Annotated in this window: 14 protein-coding genes; 9 read left to right on the forward strand and 5 right to left on the reverse strand. The window is 59.5% G+C overall.

All coding sequences use genetic code 11. The annotated features are described in order from the left end of the window. The first annotated feature begins 15 nt into the window (after positions 1-15). The 5 genes from K6118_RS02915 to K6118_RS02935 all read left to right on the forward strand — a co-directional run bounded on the left by K6118_RS02915 (position 16) and on the right by K6118_RS02935 (position 6,023). Entirely contained in the window at positions 16-1,101 is a 1,086-nt protein-coding gene (locus K6118_RS02915; RefSeq protein ID WP_247118714.1) for a saccharopine dehydrogenase, read from the forward strand. A gap of 1 nt (position 1,102) precedes the next feature. Continuing rightward, complete coding sequence (locus tag K6118_RS02920; RefSeq protein ID WP_247118715.1) at positions 1,103-2,269, forward strand: saccharopine dehydrogenase family protein; 1,167 nt, start codon at positions 1,103-1,105, stop codon at positions 2,267-2,269. 9 nt (positions 2,270-2,278) lie between these two features. Then, a complete protein-coding gene (locus K6118_RS02925; RefSeq protein ID WP_247118716.1) occupies positions 2,279-3,940 on the forward strand; it encodes a thiamine pyrophosphate-binding protein in 1,662 nt (553 codons plus the stop codon). Between the two features lie 49 nt (positions 3,941-3,989). Beyond that, positions 3,990-5,468, forward strand: a complete 1,479-nt coding sequence (gene amaB, locus K6118_RS02930) for an L-piperidine-6-carboxylate dehydrogenase (protein WP_425531533.1) — start codon at positions 3,990-3,992, stop codon at positions 5,466-5,468. Positions 5,469-5,720: 252 nt separating this feature from the next. Further along, positions 5,721-6,023: a DUF3892 domain-containing protein gene (locus K6118_RS02935; RefSeq protein WP_247118718.1), complete on the forward strand. Its 303-nt coding sequence runs from the start codon at positions 5,721-5,723 to the stop codon at positions 6,021-6,023. Positions 6,024-6,026: 3 nt separating this feature from the next. Here K6118_RS02935 and K6118_RS02940 read toward each other — a convergent pair whose 3' ends face one another. From K6118_RS02940 to rpsU, 4 genes are all read right to left on the reverse strand, one after another. Then, complete coding sequence (locus K6118_RS02940; RefSeq protein WP_247118719.1) at positions 6,027-6,968, reverse strand: alpha/beta hydrolase; 942 nt, start codon at positions 6,966-6,968, stop codon at positions 6,027-6,029. A gap of 10 nt (positions 6,969-6,978) precedes the next feature. Next, positions 6,979-9,045 carry a TonB-dependent receptor gene (locus K6118_RS02945; RefSeq protein WP_247118720.1) on the reverse strand — a complete coding sequence of 689 codons (2,067 nt, stop codon included), beginning with the start codon at positions 9,043-9,045 and terminating at the stop codon, positions 6,979-6,981. A 291-nt stretch (positions 9,046-9,336) separates the two neighbouring features. Then, positions 9,337-9,795, reverse strand: coding sequence for a helix-turn-helix domain-containing protein (locus K6118_RS02950; protein ID WP_247118721.1), 459 nt, complete (start codon positions 9,793-9,795; stop codon positions 9,337-9,339). Between the two features lie 143 nt (positions 9,796-9,938). Then, a complete protein-coding gene (gene rpsU, locus K6118_RS02955) occupies positions 9,939-10,157 on the reverse strand; it encodes a 30S ribosomal protein S21 (protein WP_020401352.1) in 219 nt (72 codons plus the stop codon). Between the two features lie 290 nt (positions 10,158-10,447). Here rpsU and K6118_RS02960 point away from each other — a divergent pair, with 290 nt between their 5' ends. From K6118_RS02960 to K6118_RS02975, 4 genes are read left to right on the forward strand one after another with little or no spacing between them, the layout of a single operon-like run. Then, positions 10,448-11,107, forward strand: a complete 660-nt coding sequence (locus K6118_RS02960) for a COQ9 family protein (protein WP_247118722.1) — start codon at positions 10,448-10,450, stop codon at positions 11,105-11,107. Then, complete coding sequence (locus tag K6118_RS02965; RefSeq protein ID WP_247118723.1) at positions 11,104-12,057, forward strand: tyrosine recombinase XerC; 954 nt, start codon at positions 11,104-11,106, stop codon at positions 12,055-12,057. Before K6118_RS02960 ends, K6118_RS02965 begins: the two co-directional genes overlap by 4 nt. Before the next feature lie 2 nt (positions 12,058-12,059). Then, positions 12,060-12,380, forward strand: a complete 321-nt coding sequence (locus tag K6118_RS02970) for a hypothetical protein (RefSeq protein WP_247118724.1) — start codon at positions 12,060-12,062, stop codon at positions 12,378-12,380. Between the two features lie 24 nt (positions 12,381-12,404). Next, on the forward strand, positions 12,405-12,896 hold the full coding sequence (locus K6118_RS02975) for a methylated-DNA--[protein]-cysteine S-methyltransferase (protein ID WP_247118725.1): 492 nt from the start codon (positions 12,405-12,407) through the stop codon (positions 12,894-12,896). A 38-nt stretch (positions 12,897-12,934) separates the two neighbouring features. Here K6118_RS02975 and K6118_RS02980 read toward each other — a convergent pair whose 3' ends face one another. Next, entirely contained in the window at positions 12,935-14,689 is a 1,755-nt protein-coding gene (locus tag K6118_RS02980) for a bifunctional metallophosphatase/5'-nucleotidase (RefSeq protein WP_247118726.1), read from the reverse strand. Between the last annotated feature and the right edge of the window lie 96 nt (positions 14,690-14,785).

Genomic DNA, 14,785 nt, shown 5'->3' on the forward strand with positions numbered 1-14,785 from the left:
CTAGTGAGTGGTGGAATGAAAAAACTGACTCTATGGCTTCGTGATGAGGCGCGCGCAACTGAGCGGCGCACCCCACTTCTGCCTGACGGAGCAAAAAAGCTGATCGACGCCGGCATTCGTGTCGTGGTCGAAAAATCCCAAAAACGCATTTTCGCGGACGCGCTTTATGAAGACGCCGGCTGCACTATGTCCGAGCCCGGCGCATGGCTGCAGGCCCCCAAAGATGCCGTCATCCTCGGCCTGAAGGAACTGCCGAGTGAGCCGCAGACGCTCATGCACCGCCATATCTATTTCGCCCACGCCTATAAGGAACAGGCAGGCTGGCAGGCGCTGCTCGACCGTTTCCTGCATGGCGGCGGCGCGCTGTTCGACATTGAATATATGACTGAGCCGAACGGCCGCCGTGTCGCCGCCTTTGGCTATTGGGCTGGCTATATGGGCGCGGCGCTTGCGCTGATGCAGTGGTACGACCGCGAAGCCGGGCGCGCCTCACTCATTGGGGAAGGTCTGACCCCGTTTGAAAGCGCCGACGCCCTCGACGCCCTTATCAAAAGTCGCAAGGCCGACGGTGCTGCACCCAAAGCATTGGTGATTGGCGCGTCGGGCCGCAGCGGCACGGGCGCTGTGGAGATCCTTGAGCGCCACGGCATTGAGGTCACCCGCTGGGGCCGTAAGGAAACCGCGGATATCGACCGGAACGCCATCCTGGATCATGACATTCTGGTCAACTGCACCTTCGTCGATCATATGATCCCGCCGTTCCTGACCAAGGATCATTTCAAGCCAGGCGCGCGCCTCAACGTCATTTCCGACGTTTCCTGCGACCCGTTCAGCGATTTCAACCCGCTGCCGCTTTATAGCGAGCCGACGCGCTGGAAATCCCCTGCGCTTGAGGTTGAAACCGGTACCGGGACACTGGACCTGATCGCCATCGACAATCTGCCGTCTTTATTGCCGACCGAAGCCAGTATAGAGTTCGCGGGCATGATCTTCCCTTACCTGAAAACACTTGCGGATTGGCACAACGACCCGGTTTGGGTCGCGTGCGATGCGGCCTACCAGAAGGCCTGCGCCGCCATGACCGAACGGAAGGCTTCCTAGTATGACTGACAGTACCCATATTCACTGGATCGGCGCAGGCCTCGCATCCGGCCCCGGCCTTGTGGCCCTCGCCTCCGAACTCGGCAACGTCACGGTCTGGGACATGACCGACGCACGCGCCAAGATGCTGGCGGGCCATGTCAGTGGCGGCAATAAACTTGGGATCGGCAAACTCGATCTTGGCGATGACGCCTCGGTCGCGGCTTTCAAAGGCCAGATCAAGTCGGGCGATATCGTCGTCTCCATGCTGCCCGCCACCCTCCATGCCACCGTGGCAGAGATCGCGCTCGAAGTCGGGGCGAACCTCGTGACCTCCAGCTATGTCGATGACGCCATGCGCGCGTTCGATGCAGCCGCCAAGGACAAGGGGCTGGCCTTCGTAAACGAAGTCGGGCTCGACCCGGGCATCGACCATCTGTTCGCTCACATCCTGGTGGACGCAGCCCGTAAGGCAGGCGTTCTCGGCAAAGGCCACACGGTAGCGTTCGTCTCCCACTGCGGCGGCATCCCGGCCGAGAAAACCGATTTCACCTACAAATTCTCCTGGACGCCTTTCGGGGTGCTCAAGGCGCTCAAGAACCAGGCCCGCAGCATCGAAGGCGGCGCCGAGAAGGTGACCGAGAAAGCCTGGGAAGCCGTGTCCGAGCTGGATATCGCGGGAGAAACCTTTGAGGTTTACCCCAACCGCAACAGCCTGCCCTATGTCGAGGAATACGGCCTTGAGGGCGAAACCGGCCTTGAGACCTTCGTCCGCGGCACACTCCGCCAGGCGGGCTGGAAAAAAGCCTGGGCCGACATTTTCACCAAGGTCGAAACCGCCGACATGGACAGCCTGAAGGCCATGTCCGAACAGCTATGGCAGGACTATAGCTATGCTGATGGTGAAGAAGACCGGGTGGTGCTTTATGTGGCACTGACGGTCAAGGACGAGAGCGGCAAGGATATCTGGTCCGCCGCACTCGCGCTCGATGAAGTCGGCAGTGGGTGGCAGACCGCCATGGCCCGCACCGTGTCGCTCACGGTTGCGCAGGCGATCAAGGCTGTCCGCCGCGGTTTCTTCACCCCTGGTGTCCATGCCGGGCTGACCGACCCCATGGAAGCGAAAAAATGGCTGCACGGCCTGATGGACGCTGGCATAAGCATCCGTGCAGATAATATTGACCTTTAAGGTGCGGCCATGACGGATACACAAATCACGGGGGGACAGGCCCTCATCGAAGCACTGATGGCAAACGGCGCAGACCTTGCCTTCGGCGTGCCGGGCGAATCCTACCTCGCCGCGCTTGATGCGCTTTATGACGCCGAAAAGCAGCTGAAATTCATCACCTGCCGGCACGAAGCCTCGGCCGCCAACATGGCCGAAGCCTACGGCAAGATGACCGGCCGCCCCGGCATCTGCTTTGTCACCCGCGGGCCTGGTGCCACGCACGCGACCATCGGTCTGCATACCGCCTTCCAGGACAGCACGCCGATGATCATGCTGATCGGCCAGGTCGCTGCCGACCAGGTTGAACGGGAAGCCTTCCAGGAAGTGGACTACCGCCGCTTCCTCAGTGAAGTCACCAAATGGACCGCCGAGATCAACGACGCCTCACGGGTCGCCGAATATGTCGGCCGCGCCTTCCGCGTCGCCACCTCCGGCCGCCCGGGCCCCGTTGCGCTCGCGCTACCCGAGGACATGCTGCGCGCCCTGACCGACCGCCAAGCCTGCCTCCCCTACCGCCCGGCCAAGGCGCATCCGGGGGCTGAGGACATGGCGGAACTCAAGCGCCTGATGGACGGCGCCAAACGCCCGCTCCTGATGCTGGGCGGCAGCGGCTGGGATGCCGCGTCGGTTAAACAGGTCGAGGCCTTCGCCGAAAAGAACAACCTGCCTGTCACGGTTTCGTTCCGCTGCCAGGACCGGTTCGACAACAACCACCCGAACTACATCGGTGACATGGGTATCGGCGCCAACCCCGCGCTTGTGAAGCGGATGCAGGATGCTGACGTGCTGCTCGTCCTCGGCCCACGGCTTGGGGAAATGACGACGGGTGGGTATGAGCGCCTTTCCGTGCCGGTTCCCAAACAAACCCTGATCCATATCCATCAGGGCGCAGAGGAACTGGGCCGGGTCTACCACCCGACGCTGGGCATCAACGCGACGCCGACCACCATCGCGCCCATGCTGGCCGATATGGTGTTTGAAAACAGCGCCACGTGGGCGGACAGCACCAAGGCCGACCGCGCCGCGTTCGAAGCCTGGACTACCCCCAATGACAACCCGGGCGCGGTCAAGCTTGCCAGCCTCTATGAATATATGCGCGACGCACTGCCGGAGGACGCCATCCTCTGTAACGGCGCCGGCAACTATGCCGCCTGGCTGCACCGCTTCTACCGCTACCGGACTTTCCCGGGCCAGCTGGCTCCGACCTCTGGCGCCATGGGCTACGGCGTACCCGCTGCCATCGCCGCCAAGATCATCGCGCCTGAGCGTACCGTGATCGCCTGCGCGGGGGATGGCTGCTTCATGATGAGCTCAATGGAGCTGGCAACAGCCGTCCGCTATCAGGCCAATGTCATCTTCCTGGTGTTCAACAACGGTATGCTCGGCACCATCCGGATGCACCAGGAACGCAATTACCCTTACCGCATCTCCGGTACGGAACTGACGAACCCCGATTTCGTGAAATTCGCCGAAAGCTTCGGCGCCTTCGCCACACGGGTTGAGAAAACAGAAGATTTCGCGCCGGCCCTCAAGGCCGCGCAAGCCGCGGGCAAACCTGCCCTCATTGAAATTATGGTAGATCCGGAAGCCATCGGCCCCACGGCCACGCTGACGGGTCTCAGGAACAAGTGATTTAAGGAGAATACTGATGCAAGCGCGTGTAGCTGACATCCTCAAAGAAATGGGTATTGACCCGTCGATGTTCGAAAACGGTAACCTTGAAGTCCGGTCACCGATCGACGGCGGCCTGATGGGCAAGGTCCAGATGGACACCCCGGAAACGGTTTCGGCCAAAATCGCTGAAGCTGAGACCGCCTTCAAGGCATGGCGCAGCGTCCCGGCCCCGCGCCGCGGTGAGCTTGTCCGCCTGCTGGGTGAAGAGCTTCGCGCCAACAAGGATGCCCTTGGCGCCCTCGTGACCGCCGAATGCGGCAAGATTTTGGAAGAAGGCAAAGGCGAAGTTCAGGAAATGATCGACATCTGCGATTTCGCGGTCGGTGTTTCCCGCCAGCTTTACGGCCTGACCATCGCGTCCGAACGTCCGGGCCACCATATGCGCGAATACTGGCAGCCGCTTGGCCCGGTCGGCATCATCTCCGCTTTCAACTTCCCGGTCGCCGTTTGGGCCTGGAACACCGCCCTCGCGCTCGCCTGCGGTGACAGCGTCCTGTGGAAGCCGTCGGAAAAAACCCCGATGACCGCCCTCGCCTGCCAGAAAATCCTGGAACGCGCGATCGAGAAATTCGGCGATGATGCGCCCAAAGGCCTGTCCCATGTCCTTATCGGCATGCGCGATGTCGGCGAAGCGCTGGTGGATGACACCCGCGTGCCACTCATCTCCGCGACCGGCTCCACCCGCATGGGCCGCCAGGTTGGCCCGCGTGTAGCAGAACGCTTCGGCAAATGCCTGCTGGAACTGGGCGGCAACAACGCCATCATCGTCACGCAGACAGCCGATCTCGACATGGCGATCCCGGGCATCGTGTTCGGCGCCGTCGGCACCGCCGGCCAGCGCTGCACCACCACGCGCCGCCTGATCGTCCATGCTGATGTGTATGACAATCTGGTACCGCGCCTGAAGAAAGCTTACGGCAGCATCCGTATTGGTGATCCGCTCAAGGCCGGCACGCTCGTCGGTCCGCTGATCGACAAAGCTTCGTTCGAGAACATGCAGCACGCCCTTGAAGCCGCGCGCGGCGAAGGCGGCACCGTTACCGGTGGTGACCGTGTCCTCAGCAACGAATACCCGGACGGCTATTATGTCCAGCCGGCCATCGTTGAGCTGAGCGAACAGACCCCGAGCATGTGCGAAGAAACCTTCGCGCCGATCCTCTACATCGTCAAATACACCGACTTTGACGCCGCCCTCGCCACGCAAAACGCCGTGCCGCAGGGCCTGTCCTCGGCGGTCTTCACCACCGATGTACGGGAAGCCGAAGCCTTCATCAGCACCTCGGGCTCGGATTGCGGTATCGCCAATATCAACATCGGCACGTCGGGCGCTGAAATCGGCGGCGCCTTCGGCGGTGAGAAAGAAACCGGCGGCGGCCGTGAAAGCGGTTCCGACGCGTGGCGCGCCTACATGCGCCGCCAGACCTCGACGGTCAACTACAGCCACGAGCTGCCGCTCGCGCAGGGCATCAAGTTCGACCTCGACTAAGGCAGCTTGAAAGTCTTTTAAAACGATAAAAAAGTATTGAGTACCCAGTGGGCGGTCCGGCTTCGGATCGCCCTTTTCTTTTGGGCATCATCCGCAAGGTACTGACATTTTTAGACAAAGCCCTTCTAGTCCCTAAGACAATGGCAAGATTTCCAAACTAAAGTAGAAATTCAGAGGGTGCCTTCAGGCAAGCTGGCGCCCCTTTCTTCAGGCAACCGATACATTCGCCAGTTTCAAGTCAGAGGACACGGTATGCCCAGTACGTATGATGTCAGCGCAGTCAGAAAAGACGAAAGCCTCAACAGTTTCGAACAGGTGACACACCTTTATGTCCCCAGTTACGACGGCAGCTTCTGGGAAATCCCCCAGGAAGAAGCCATCGAAGGCATCCGCTGCGGCCGCTTCGAGTTTTACATCGGCGTCGAAGGTCATAAGCGCCAGAAACTGGTGATCGCGCGCGGGCCTTATGGCTATTACCTAAAAACATCAGACGACAAGCTGGAACCGCTCTCTCTGCTCAGCCTGCCTGAGCCCAAGGAAGAAATGCTGGCCTGAGGACTAGGTCCTCAGAAAAGCGGCAATATCTGCAAGTGCTTCATAGGCAACCGGCAACACATGGAAGAAAGACAGGAAGCCATGTATGGTGCCGGCATATTCCCGATGCACCGCATTGGCCCCGCCAGCGACGGCTCGCAGGCAGAATATCCGGCCTTCATCCTTGAGAGGGTCAAGACCCGCCGTCAGCACAAGTGTAAGCGGTAATCTGCCGAGCTGGTCATTGCAAATGACTGAGACAAGCGGGTGCCCGGAATTGGTACCCCCTGCTGTATAAACCTCCGCAGACCAATCGATCGAACCAGTGGTGAGGAAATAGTCTCCGCCCCCAAGCTCACGGCGGGATGCATAACATGCAGCATCCGGCCGGATATCGGTCATGGGATAGGCAAGCACAAGCGCCTCGGGCCTTTCAGCAGCGCTCACCTCATCTGACAGGCATAAGGCCGCGGCCAGGTTTCCCCCAGCGCTGTCCCCCATCAATGCAATCCGCTCAGCGTCGCCACCGATTTCACCGGCATGTGCCCTCACCCATTTGTAAACATCAATACAGTCTTCAAGACCGGCAGGAAACGGATGCTCGGGAGCCAGTCGGAAATCTGCCACCACAACAACGCGTCCCAACCTGTCTGCAAGAAGGCGGGCAAGCGGTCCATAAGCCGCCCTGCCTGCCAGTGCCCACCCTCCTCCTTGGATCAGGAAGAGCACCGGCAGACGGGCTTCTTTTCCGGGGAGGGAAAAGACACTTGCCGAAACCGTGCGGCCCGCGCGCACTGGGATGTCGATATCCACCACATCCGCCTTCGGGGCACTCGGGGCCGCATCTGCGAAAAAGGCATCCAGCCCTGCACGCTTTTCCGCGACTGTCAGACTGTCGAACTCAGGGCCATCGGCACTGTTCAGCTGGTCCAGGAACACACGCGTTTCCGGGTCGATATCAGGCATTCAGTCCATCCTAAAAGCGGTATACCACACCAGCCGACCAGGTCCGCGGCGCGCCATAATAGGCCAACTGGTAACCAAGGCTGTCGGAAAGGTCGAAGCCATGGGTGCGGTAAGCCTTGTCGGTGATGTTTTTCATCCCGGCATAGATCTGCCAGGTCTCATTTGGCGAGCTATAGCGAATTTCGGCATTCGCCACGGCATAGCCAGGCTGTGCCAGAATTTCACTGCTGCTGACCGTTGGGTAGGTCTTGCTGCGGTAGGCGATATCGCCATGAAGCCCGAGCGTGGCACCGGAGGCGAACGGAATTTCATAGTCGCCTGCCAGGAACAGGGTCCACTTAGGCGTATTCACCAGCTTGCGCTCGTGACTTATGTCCACGCCGCCAGGGCCGATATATTCCGAATAGTGAGCATCGGTGAAATTCACAGCTGCATTGAGGCTTAAAGCCTCAGTCGGCCGGACCTTCAGCTCCAGTTCAAGCCCCTTAATGCTGGCGGCACCCGCATTGGTGAAAAGCGCACTGAAATTCCCATTCTGGTCGGCCACAAAACTGGAAAGCTGCAGATTCTTATAATCATTGTAGAAAGCGGCCAGATTGACCGACATCCTGCCGTCCAACAGTGTGTTTTTGCTGCCAACCTCATAGGCCCACATCGTTTCAGGATTATAGGGCACCGCCTGGTTGGCGGAGTTGGAGCGGCCGTCGAACCCGCCCGACTTGAAGCCCTTAGATACACTGGCATAGAGGAAGTTATTGTCACTGAGCTTATAGTCGAGCCCGGCCTTGGGCGACAGAGAACTCCAGTTTGCATTCACCGAAAAATCCGTCACGCGCGCCCCGGTGCCAAGGACCGGCACCATCGGCGTATCGGCGCCATAGAATTCCTGAATTCGCGCGAAATCCTTGGTCTCGTAGGTATAGCGCAGACCCAGGGTCAGGCTGAGGCGGTCATTCACCGGATAATCAAGCTGCGAATAGGCTGCATAGCTCTTGTTGGTCTGGTCGTTAAGCGAATTTGAAATGAACGCAATCGCCGGTCCGAAAATGCCCGACATGGTCACATCATGTTCGGTAAAATAATAAAGTCCGGTGATAAGCGACCAGCCGCTCGCAGCGGTATGGCTTAACTGAAGCTCCTGGCTGAACTGATCCTGGCCCTCGTCGACAAACACGCCAAAGAGCGGCAACGCCGTGGCATCCAGATCCAGATGGGTATCATAATTCATTTCCCGGTAAGCGCTGATCGACTTGAAGCTGGTGGTATCACTGAGGTCGTAGGTCACCCTGCCGGACCAACCCCGGGTCTTCAACCGATTGAGGTCGTTGAAATCAGCATCAACCTCACGCGGGTTATCGCTCGCCGGAACGATCCCGAAGACTGAAGTTTCCCTATTCGGCGTGCGCGAGGTATCGCTATTATCTTCAGACTGGTCGAAGCTCAAGTCCACGGTCAGCGCATCTGTCGCAAGCCAACGCACACCTAGGCGGAAACTCAGGCTTTTCTTGTCGCCATCGCTTTTTCCTGTCGCCAGATTGGTGGCATAACCATCCCTTCCGTCGTAGGCTACAGCAGCCTTAGCAAACAGCTTGCCCTCCACAATTGGCACATTGAGCCCGGCCTTAACCCGTCGCTGACCATAATCTCCGACGGTAGCTTCAACACGTCCGGCAAACACATTGTCAGGCTGCTTACTGACATATTTGATGGCACCGCCGATGGTATTGCGCCCATAAAGGGTGCCCTGGGGGCCGCGTAGCACTTCAATGCGGTCAACATCATAAACATCCAGGAACGCACCCTGTGCCCGCCCGAGATAGACATCGTCCAGATAAATGCCAACACCGGGATCCGCGAAGGCCAGACTGTCAATCTGCCCAACACCACGGATGTAAGCGACCACATTGGAGGCATCGCCGACATGGATGGTCAGCCCCGGCACAGAATTCTGCAGGTCACCAATGTCAGTGGCCTGAAGCCGGTCCAGCTGATTTTCGCCAAGTGCTGAAACCGACACCGGCGTCTGTTGCAGGTTTTCAAGCTTGCGGCGTGCGGAGACGACAATCTCCTCCAGCATACCTGTATCCTTGGCTGTACCCTTGGGTACAGCTTTGTCGGTCTTTTTATCGGCAGCCTGCACAGGACTGGCAAGAACTGCCGCCACTGCACAGCTGGACAATACTAGAGTCCGGTAAATCCTCATTTTCACTTCCCACTTTTCCCATTTCCCTGAGGACAGCCTTCACCTTGCGGGCTTTGGAAAAAACAGCAAAGAATGCAGAAGAATTAGCCGCAATATTTGCGGGTATTTTTCAGGATGAGAGTTAAGCGGGTAGCCCCAGCACCTGCCATGGCGAATGCCTTCAGCTCAGCCTTCGGGAACAAAGGCCTGCCGGACCCGGTTGTAAGTACGTCCGAGGTGCCCGCGGATCAGCCGTTCCAGTTCTGGCGAAGGGGTCAGAAACATTGTGCGTTTGTCGTCATTGCCCGGCACTTTAAGCAGGAACCCATCCTGAACGGCTTTCTTGATCCGCTCCTCCCGCGTACGGGTAGAGCCCGTTTTCATGAACTGGTTTGCTGCACTCACGGTAACAGGTCGGCCACGCCATGCGTTGGTGACGACCCCCACAAACAGATACCAGAATTCCTGCGTAAAATAGTAAGGCTGACCTTCGAAGGTCGCGTCCCAGTCCCGCGCATACGCCTCAAGTGCATCGATCCACGCCACAAGCTGGGCGTCGCTGATCGTGGGAGACTCTTGTGCTGATTCCGATTTCTGCATGAGCAAACAATGCCCTAGAGGTCCGGCGGCAGCAAGGTGTTTCATGGTTCCCCCTGCCTACCGCCCCATACAGGACAGTGATATCCGCTCGCCGGAACGCGAGAACACCAACCGGAGACAAAGAAAAAGCCCCTAGGAACATCAGTTCCAAGGGGCTTTTGATTCGTCGGGTCGTGTGACCGGGTCGCTTAGCGGCCCTTCACAACGAGACCATCGCGCTCAAGGCGCTTGCGCTCCAGTTTACGGGCACGGCGGACGGCCGCTGCCTGCTCACGGGCCTTCTTTTCAGAGGGCTTCTCGTAGAAGCGACGCATTTTCATCTCGCGGTACACGCCTTCACGCTGAAGCTTTTTCTTCAGGGCACGAAGGGCCTGGTCCACGTTATTATCACGAACGGTAACCTCCATGGGTTACACACTCCTTTCTAAGGCTTGAATTTACAGACGCGAGCCTGCAGGCCATTAGTGGCTGGTCCTATAGCAAAGCGCCCGTATTCGCACAAGTTATTTTCACAAAAAAAGCCTTCGGACCGCTACTGCCGCCCGTTACGACCTTCCTTACATAAGCTAAGTATAGCAAAAAGGCCGCCCGAATGCAAAATGCGGCACAATGCCCCTTCGCACGCGCGTACCATCCATGATAGGACTGAGGGCACGAATCATCCCCTAACGTTAGGGAAGGGTAAGAGGCCCACACCATGGCAGAAGACCGCACACCGGAAGAATTGAGGCAGCCGCTTCTTGAAGCGATGCTGGCGCATGTCCCGTTTGATGGCTGGAACGAAAAGGCCCTGAGGGCCGCAGCAGCGGATATCGGCATCAGCCCTGAAATGGCTGAGCTTGCCTACCCTGAAGGGGCGATGGACGTGCTTGAGGAAATGCTTCTGGACGCGGACAACCGCATGGTTGCCGCCATCGAAGCCCTCGACCTCAAGAATATGCGCATTCGCGACAAGATCACCCAGGCGATTCGCATCCGGCTTGAACAGAATGCCGAGGCCCGTGAGGCGATCAAGCGCGGTGTTGCCGCCCACGCCATGCCGCCGAACCTTGCCCGCGGCACCAAAGCCGGCTGGCGCACGGCCGACCGTATCTGGCGCGCGATCGGCGACACCTCGACCGACCATAATTGGTACACCAAGCGCGCCACCTTGAGCGCCGTGTATGCTGCCGTGCTCCTCTATTGGCTGAACGACGACAGCGAAGGCTTCAAAGATACCTGGGCCTTCCTTGACCGCCGCATCGAAAATGTCATGCAGTTCGAAAAGGCCAAGTTCCAAATGCGCAAGGCGTGTGAAAACATGCCGTCCGTCAGCCGCTTCCTCGGCCGTCTCAGGTATCCCGCCAGCAAGCCGTGAGCGAAGACCCCACCATCAGCGCCGAAACCCTGGCCGCCCTCGATGCGGCCGCGCAAGCGCTGGTGGCTGAATGGCGCCGCTATCTGACTAGCGAAAAACGCCTGTCCCCGCATACCCTGCAAGCCTACAGCCGCGACCTGGGCGACTTTTTCGCCTTCCTCGCCGGATACCGTGAAAGCATCATCACGCCGAAAATGCTGGCAGGGCTGACCGTTCGGGATTTCCGCGCCTTCCTCGCCCACAAGCGGGGGGACGGCGTGAGTGCGCGTTCAAGCGCCCGGACCCTGTCGGCGATCCGCAATTTCTATCGTTTCCTCGCGCGCACCCACGGGATAGAGAATGACGCTATCCGCGCGATCCAGGGCCCGAAACTGCCGCACCGGGTGCCGCGACCGCTCACGGAAGAAGGCGCCCGGTCGGTGATGGAAACAGTGGGTGATTTCGCGGATGAGGACTGGGTCGCCGCGCGCGATACCGCCGTTATCACGCTTCTTTATGGCTGCGGCCTCCGTATCTCGGAAGCCTTGTCGATAACGCCTGCAAGCGTGCCGACGGGCGACACCATGCGCATTGTCGGCAAGCGCGGCAAGGAACGCGTGGTACCCGTCCTGCCTATCGTACGGGACGCCATCAAAGCCTACCGTGACCTATGCCCTTATGTGCTTACCCCTGACGGGCCACTGTTCGTCGGCAAGCGCGGCGGGCCCTTGAACCCGCGCACAATCCAAAGCGCGATGCAGAAGGTGCGGGCCATCCTCGGCCTGCCTGCAAGCGCCACCCCACACGCGCTGCGCCACAGTTTCGCGACCCACCTCCTGTCCCGCGGCGGGGACCTGCGCACGATCCAGGAGCTGCTGGGCCACGCTGATTTGAAGGCAACCCAGGTCTATACCGAAGTCGATAGCGCCCGGCTTAAGGATGTGTATGATAAGGCCTTCAGAAGGGCCTGAGTATGAGTGAACAACACCCAACATCTAATCATGACCGCCTGCGTGGCTGGAGCCTCGCGGGGCTTTATGCGTCGTTCGCGGTCCTGTCGCTGATGTTGATATTCGCCGCGTTCAAATTCTGGCCCGCCACCAGCCATACCGAGATGGAAGTGATGGCCGTGGTCATCACCGGGTGCGCAACCGCGCTGACCGGCATCCGCTCCGCCATCCATTTCACCCGTGCCATGCGCGCAGGCGACCCGGTTCCTCATATGGCGCTGACGCCTTTCGTCTGCATCACCCTGACGCTCATTGCCTCCGGCTACCTGTTTGGCGCGCTTTAGCTCTAGTCCGACATGACCGACCTGATGACATCAATATATGAAACACCGCTTGGCGCCCTGACCCTGGTGCTGGATGGTGAGGTGATCGTGATCTGCGAATTCGCTGACCGGGCGGAACGGGTCACGCGCCAGCTAAAGCAATATTACGACGGCTTGCGCCCCACGGAAGCATCCCTGCCCGCTTCCATCAAAACGGCTTTCGACAGCTATTTCGGCGGGGACCGCGATGCGCTCGATGGCCTTGAGACAGCGCCCCTTGGCACACCCTATGAACAGAAGGTCTGGGAGACTTTAAGGACGGTTCGGGCGGGCACGACGACAAGCTATGGCGCGCTTGCGGCTGAACTTTCTTCAAGCCCCCGCGCAGTCGGGCGTGCGAACGGCCGCAACCCCATTTGCCTTATCCACCCCTGCCACCGGATCATCGGTGCGGACGGCAGCCTCACGGGCTACGCGGGCGGCATAGAGCGCAAATCATGGCTTCTGCATCATGAAGGGGCCCGGCTGTTCGCCTGAGCCCCTTTGTTAGTGACCCTATTGGCGTTCAGCCCCTGTCATTCGGCATATCCGCCGGCGCTGCAGGTCGGCACCATGGTGTCCACCGCCGATGGCAGGTGGACTTTGCGGCGGTTGGCATCGGTGATCGCGGGTGTCATGCTTTGGTCATTGATCCGCTGCGGGACAATCTGCGCCAGGTCTTTGTGGAGCTTCCGCCGATTCGCGTCTCCCTGGATATCGCCGAACGGATAGCCGTCATTGCCCGCCGCCATATAACTGCCCGTAACCATGAGGAATTTGTCCGTGGCACCTGCCGGAACCTCTTGCCCATTCACCTTGAGTGAGATGATGTCCGCCTCCTTCCCGGTGGTGCGCTTGTAAGTGACCTGCATCCCGGAGAAATGCGGGTATCGGCCCTGCCCTGGCGCATTAAGCCCCTGGGCGACCGCCGCGCGCAGAGTGGAGGCGTCCACACATAGCTCGGTCAGGTCCGCCCCGAACGGCATGGTGGCCAGCACATGTTCCCGGCGGAGAAGCTGCCCCTTGGAGACGTCGTAATTGAGCCGGAAGGTGCCGGAGTTGATGAGCGCGACCGTGCCCTTGTTCCCGGCACAGAAACCGCCCGATGCATCAGCCTGTTCCCGCATCAGGTCGGTGAACCAGTTGCCGACACGGGTCTCATTCTCGCGGTTTTCAGCTTCCTTGAGCGCCCACGCGTAGGCCGTTTTACCGACCTCCGTCTGCAGGCAATCAGGCGCCTTGTTTGCACAGGCCTTGGTGGCCAAGCGTTTCTCCCACGCTTTCACGTCAGCGGCGACTGTCTTGTCCTCCGGCACGCGGAAATCCATGTCGACCGGGTCATAGCGGTAATGCACTTTGCTGTCAGCCCCGCGCCAGAAATGATAGACCGCCACATCGGTCGCGTCGGAGGAGGCCTTATAGACCGCGCGGAACATTTGCCCCGGCACTGGGTTCTCCGGCACGAAATGCGCCATCTGGACATGGTCATGCCCGCCCATGATCAGGTCCGGCCCATCTTTGCCGAGGGACTGCAGGAGCGCCACATCGCACGCCCAATCCAGGTGGGTGAGGCCGATCACGAATTCGGCGCCCGCCGCGCGAAGCTGAGCGCTAAGGCGCTTGGCATAGGCGGCATAGTCCGGGCTGATCTTGGGGCCATGGCGCTTGTCGGCAGGGGTATTGCCTTCAAAGTCCACCGTAAGCCCGAATATGCCGAATTTGATGCCGCCCGCCGTGAAGATCTGCGCATCGTGGATCGGGCCATTCCTGAGGCCATCCGCGCCCTTGCAAGCGGAATAGTCCAGGTTGCCGGACAGCCAGTGAAACTGGGATTCCTGCACCCGGTCGGTAAAATTCTTGAGCCCCTCGCCTTGCTGGCACCTGGTATTGTCGAATTCATGGTTGCCGATATCGACGAACATAAGCGGGTCGAAGGCCTTTGCGTTGCCGTCCATGCGGTTGAGGACATCGACCATTTCCGCGCCCGCGAAATTACCGACATTGCTGAGGCTATAGAGCGACGGTGACAGGAAATCACCCGCGTGCATCAGCGGCACGGGCGCGCCGGTTTCCGCTTCAAGGCGGTGGCGCAACCAGGCAATCCGGCCAAGACCGCCGCGCTTGCCGTCATCAACACCCTCAATCCGGTAGACGTCATTCACCGCCAGCATGGCGATGGTCTTGGAGGGGGCGGGCACCTTGCTGGTAACTTCAGGCGCCTTAGTTTCGCCCGCGCAAGCCGTAAGGCTGAGTGCCACAGCCGCCGTCAGAATATGCGAAAATACCCTCATAGATACCACCTATGTTTATTTATAATTGTGGATCATCATACGCTTCAGAAACGAAAGCGCAGCCCAAAACGTGAAAAAACTCACCAGAATCAAAAA

This window comes from Kordiimonas marina (assembly GCF_023006325.1).
GTDB lineage: Bacteria > Pseudomonadota > Alphaproteobacteria > Sphingomonadales > Kordiimonadaceae > Kordiimonas > Kordiimonas marina.